Raw genomic sequence first — 4,160 nt, forward strand, 5'->3', positions numbered from 1 at the left:
ACCTTGCAGCGACTGACCCGATCCCCAAAAGAGACGGCGTCGGCCTGAGCCTCTACCGAGTTGTCCACGAGCTGCAGATACTCCTCGTGATCTGGACCGGCGCCTGCCCCACCTGTCACCGCGACATGCCAGACCCCGCACCAACATGACCAAGCCCTACTAGTCATGGGGGGAGCACGCGCCACATGCCGCCCTGGTCCAGCTTGCGCCACCCCGTCCGCTTGTTGCGGGACTGCGGAGGGCCGGCTCAACGATCGGTGAGCAGCCCGGCGTCGTGTGCGAGGACGGCGGCCTGTACGCGGTTGGCGCATCCGGTGCGTGTGAGGATCCGGCTGATGTGCGCCTTGACCGTGCCGGCACTCAGATACAGCTGATCGGCGATCTCCGCGTTGGACAGGCCCGTGCCGAGCAACCGCAGGACATCCCGTTCGGCCGGGGTCAGCTCTTCGGTCCTGCGCAGAGCGACCTCGGTGTCCCGGCCGGACCGTACGTGCCGTTCCAGCAGCTGGCGGGTGATCCGGGGTGCCAGTACTGGTTCCCCCCTCGCGGCGAGTCGCACGGCGCGGATCAGCTCGGCGGGACCGGTGTCCTTGAGGAGGAAACCGCTCGCGTCGGCCCGCAGGGCGCGCGTCACGCTCGCTTCCTCGCCGAACGCCGTCAGCATCACGACACAGGTGCGGGGCGAGAGACGGGCAATGTCCTCGGCGGCCGCGATTCCGTCCCTGGTCGGCATCTGAATGTCGAGGAGGGCGACATCGATGTCCTGGGCGCGGCATGCCGCGGCGGCTTCCCGACCGTCGCCCGCCTCGGCGACCACCTCGATGTCCTCGGCGTTCTCCAGGATCAGGCGGATTCCCGCACGCATCAGCGCTTCGTCGTCGGCGACCAGGACTCGGATCATCAGCTCATCTTAGGGCTGCCGCCGTCAGCAGTACGACAAGGAAGCCCACCGTCGGCAGGACCACGAGCAGCGCCACGCAGCCGGATCCCAGGACTCGCGGCCAGGTCAGGATCTCGTCCGGCAGCGGGGCACGGGCTCCTGCCCGTCCGATGCCGCCGGACTGCCCGATGCTGCCGGACGGAAGGCGGGCCGTGTCCGGAGGGGTTTCGGCAAGAGCCCCTGGGAGCGCGGCGAATTCCAGGGGGCTGTTCCCGTGGGTGGGTAGCCAAGCCGCCATGCGGAAACCGCCGTTCAGCAAGGCGCCCGCCTCGAACGTGCCGCCGAGCAACGAGATCCGCTCCTGGCAGCCGGCCAGCCCGCTGTGACTTCCCCCGCGGAAGTGCCCCGCCGCGCGCGGTGCGTCGTTGGTGACGGACACCTCGATCCCCCTGTCCGTGCCCCTGACCTCCACCCTGGTGGGCGCACCGGACGCGTGTTTCAGCACGTTCGTCAGCCCTTCGCGGACCACCCGGTGGATCGCCTGACGCGTACGAAGGCCCACCTCGGCCGTGTCGGGAACGGACCAGTCCAACTCGACGGTGCTGCCTGTCTGCCGGGATTCCGTCACCAGAGCGGTGATGTCCTCACGCGTTCCCCTCTCCTCCCCGGTCCTGTCCGACAGGTCTGTCATGTCAACGCGCCGCAGGACACCGAGGATCTCGCGCAGTTCCTCCATGGCCGTACCTGCCGTCGTGCGCAGCAGATCGGCCTGTCCGACGAGCGCAGGTGCCTGCCGCGCGGCAGCGAGTTCAAGCGCCCCGGCATACACGGAGATCAGGCTCAGCCGGTGGCCCAGGAGATCGTGCATCTCTCCCGCGATCCGGGTCCGTTCCTCCGTCCGGGCCGCCGCAGTGGTCAGCGTGCGGGCCTGTTCCAGATAGGCGTTGCGCTCTCGCAGCAGGCTGACCAGGGGCCGCCGCCGCCCCAGCAGGCTCCCAGCCAGAGTGGGAAGCAGCAGAAGCAGCACCGCGGAGACCGCGTTGCCGGCCAGTTGCGACGGCAAGTCATCGGACCGGATGAGGGCACAGGCGACGGTCAGCACACCGACGGCGGCGCAGGCCACCCCGGCGACCTGCCACGCACGCCTCGGCGGTGCGATACGACGGGTAGCGGACAGCACGATCAGCGGCACCACCGCCAGCGTCCACACGTTGGCACCCACGAGCAGCAAAGAGGCGCCTAGGACGGCGGCGACCGGCCGACCGCGCCGAGCGGGGACGAGCAGCACCGCCCACACCCCCTCCAGTACCGCCGCCGCCAGCCGTTCCGGGGGTGCCAGCAGCAGCGGCATCAGGCAGAAGGCTGCCGCCAGGGCACAGACCAGCGCCTCGACGCCGACCGTACGGCGCTCGGCGGCACGCACCTCGGCCCAGCTCTCGGCCACCTCGCGGCGTACCCACCGAGACACACCGGTCAGCGTGCGTCCCAGCCGTACGGACAGGCGCAACGGCCGTGTGTCTTTGGGTACCTGGCTCATGACCACCCCTGCCCCGCCACCGTGGATCTCCCGGGAGGAACGGTAGCTGCTGCGGTGGTGGTCGCCGCACGGCGGGCCCCGGGGGTCATGCGCCCAGCCGGAGGCTCAGCTCTGCCCGCAACGCGGCGACGTCCACCCGGCCGACAGCCAGCAGCCGTACGACCACGCCACCGGCCCCGGCGTCCGTATCCGTCGCCGATTCGTCGAGCAGCGCGGACAGCAGGTGGACCGTACCGACCGTGGGCGAACCGTGCTCGGCGGCGGACAGTCGTGCGACCGCCATGGTCCGGTCGGCGGCGGCGGACAGCCACACCTCTGAGCCGTCGGGAACCGGAACGGACTCGGTTGCTGAAGCCGAAGAGACCAGGGAAATCTGCCGTACGCCGTGTCGGCGCATCAGGGCCGGAGCAGCGCTAGCGTCTGCCAGACTCCCGGGAAGCGAGCGCCCGGCAACGGACAGTGCCCGGTCCAAGGCCAGTATCCCCAGCAGGAGATCCACCGGCTCCGCCGCGGCACGCCCGCACCGTACCGCTTGCCGCACGCCCTCGACGGTCACCGCGAACAGAACCGGTGAGCCGTTCTGGGAGGCCCCGGAGGTCCACGAAGTCAGCGCGCGTGTCAGGCGGTTACCGCTCCTACCCAGCGTTCCGGCCCGGCGAAGAAGGGTGACGCCGCGGGATTCCGGTCCCTCGGTCTCCGCTGCGGCGTTCGCGTCCAGTCCGTCGAGCGCGGTTGCCGAGGCAGCCGTATCCAGCCTCTGCAGCAGTAGGGCTTCCCGTGCCCTGGTGTCCGGCAGGTCCAACAGGGCACGGGCCACGTGCCGGCAGCGCACCGAGATCGTCCCCTCGACGCGGGCCGACCTGAGCGCGAGCAGCAGGCACGCGCGCACCGCCCCGGTCATCCCGGGCAGCGCCCGGCCGCTCTTTGCGGCCGATCCGCGCGAACCAAGGCCGAAGCGCCACCGTGCCTCACGCCAGGCGGCATCGACCTCTATCTCATCGGCTTCCTGATGGGCTTCCTCATCGGCGCCGGCTCCGACCGGCGCACTGTGCACCTCGTCGTCGCTCACCCAACCGAGGCCCGCCCGACCGGAGATCATGCCGCTGAGCGAACCGGCCTTCCGCATCCCCGGAGCGATCGCCTCACCGGCGTCCGTGTCCCCCATCACGAGCTCCCCCAGCAGGGTGTCCGTCCCCACGGCCGACATCTCGCTCCTGACCGCACGGCGCAGTGTCTCCACGAGCAGGTCCATGACGTCCGGCTCGAACTCCGTGGTCGCTCCGACCACGGCCGCGGCGTCGGCGTGTACTCCGGTCGTCCCTCGCTGGTCCATCGAACGTTCCCCTCGAAGCGCGGTGGCTTGGTCAACACGACGCTAGGCGCACCCCCACGACACCGCATCGGCCGACCGGCCACACTCCCGGTCCGATCGGCAAACCGGTTACGGAACATCAGTGACCCGGCGCACCCCGTCGTACGACGACTGGACAACGGATGTCACGCGGACCGCGGCCAGCTGTTTCAAGCGGACGTGTGCGGTGAGGATTTCGGCTCGTTTCACGGTCGTCGCGGGTTTCGTGCCGTGGGACTGGCCGCCAACAGCCAGCACGAGCAGTCAGCAGCTCTCGCCGCGGTGGCTGAGGCTGGTCCTGGCAGTGTTGCGGATCCGTTTGGTGCGGCCGGCTTCGGCGAGGATCTCGATGGCCTCGGTGTTCGTCCCGGCGGCGGTCTTGAGCTGGAGCC

3 protein-coding genes are annotated in these 4,160 nt (G+C 70.2%); all 3 read right to left on the reverse strand.

Annotated elements, in window-relative coordinates:
* Positions 1 to 247: 247 nt before the first annotated feature.
* The 3 genes from ACFV8T_RS45300 to ACFV8T_RS45310 all read right to left on the reverse strand — a co-directional run bounded on the left by ACFV8T_RS45300 (position 248) and on the right by ACFV8T_RS45310 (position 3,750).
* Positions 248 to 901: a response regulator gene (locus ACFV8T_RS45300; protein ID WP_385339692.1), complete on the reverse strand. Its 654-nt coding sequence runs from the start codon at positions 899 to 901 to the stop codon at positions 248 to 250.
* 4 nt (positions 902 to 905) lie between these two features.
* Positions 906 to 2,417 carry a sensor histidine kinase gene (locus ACFV8T_RS45305; protein ID WP_385339695.1) on the reverse strand — a complete coding sequence of 504 codons (1,512 nt, stop codon included), beginning with the start codon at positions 2,415 to 2,417 and terminating at the stop codon, positions 906 to 908.
* Between the two features lie 85 nt (positions 2,418 to 2,502).
* The gene (locus ACFV8T_RS45310) at positions 2,503 to 3,750 is read right to left on the reverse strand and encodes a hypothetical protein (protein WP_385339698.1); all 1,248 of its coding nucleotides are present in this window, start codon (positions 3,748 to 3,750) and stop codon (positions 2,503 to 2,505) included.
* Positions 3,751 to 4,160 lie beyond the last annotated feature (410 nt).

Source organism: Streptomyces sp. NPDC059832, assembly GCF_042731715.1.
In the GTDB taxonomy this organism is placed as follows: domain Bacteria; phylum Actinomycetota; class Actinomycetes; order Streptomycetales; family Streptomycetaceae; genus Streptomyces.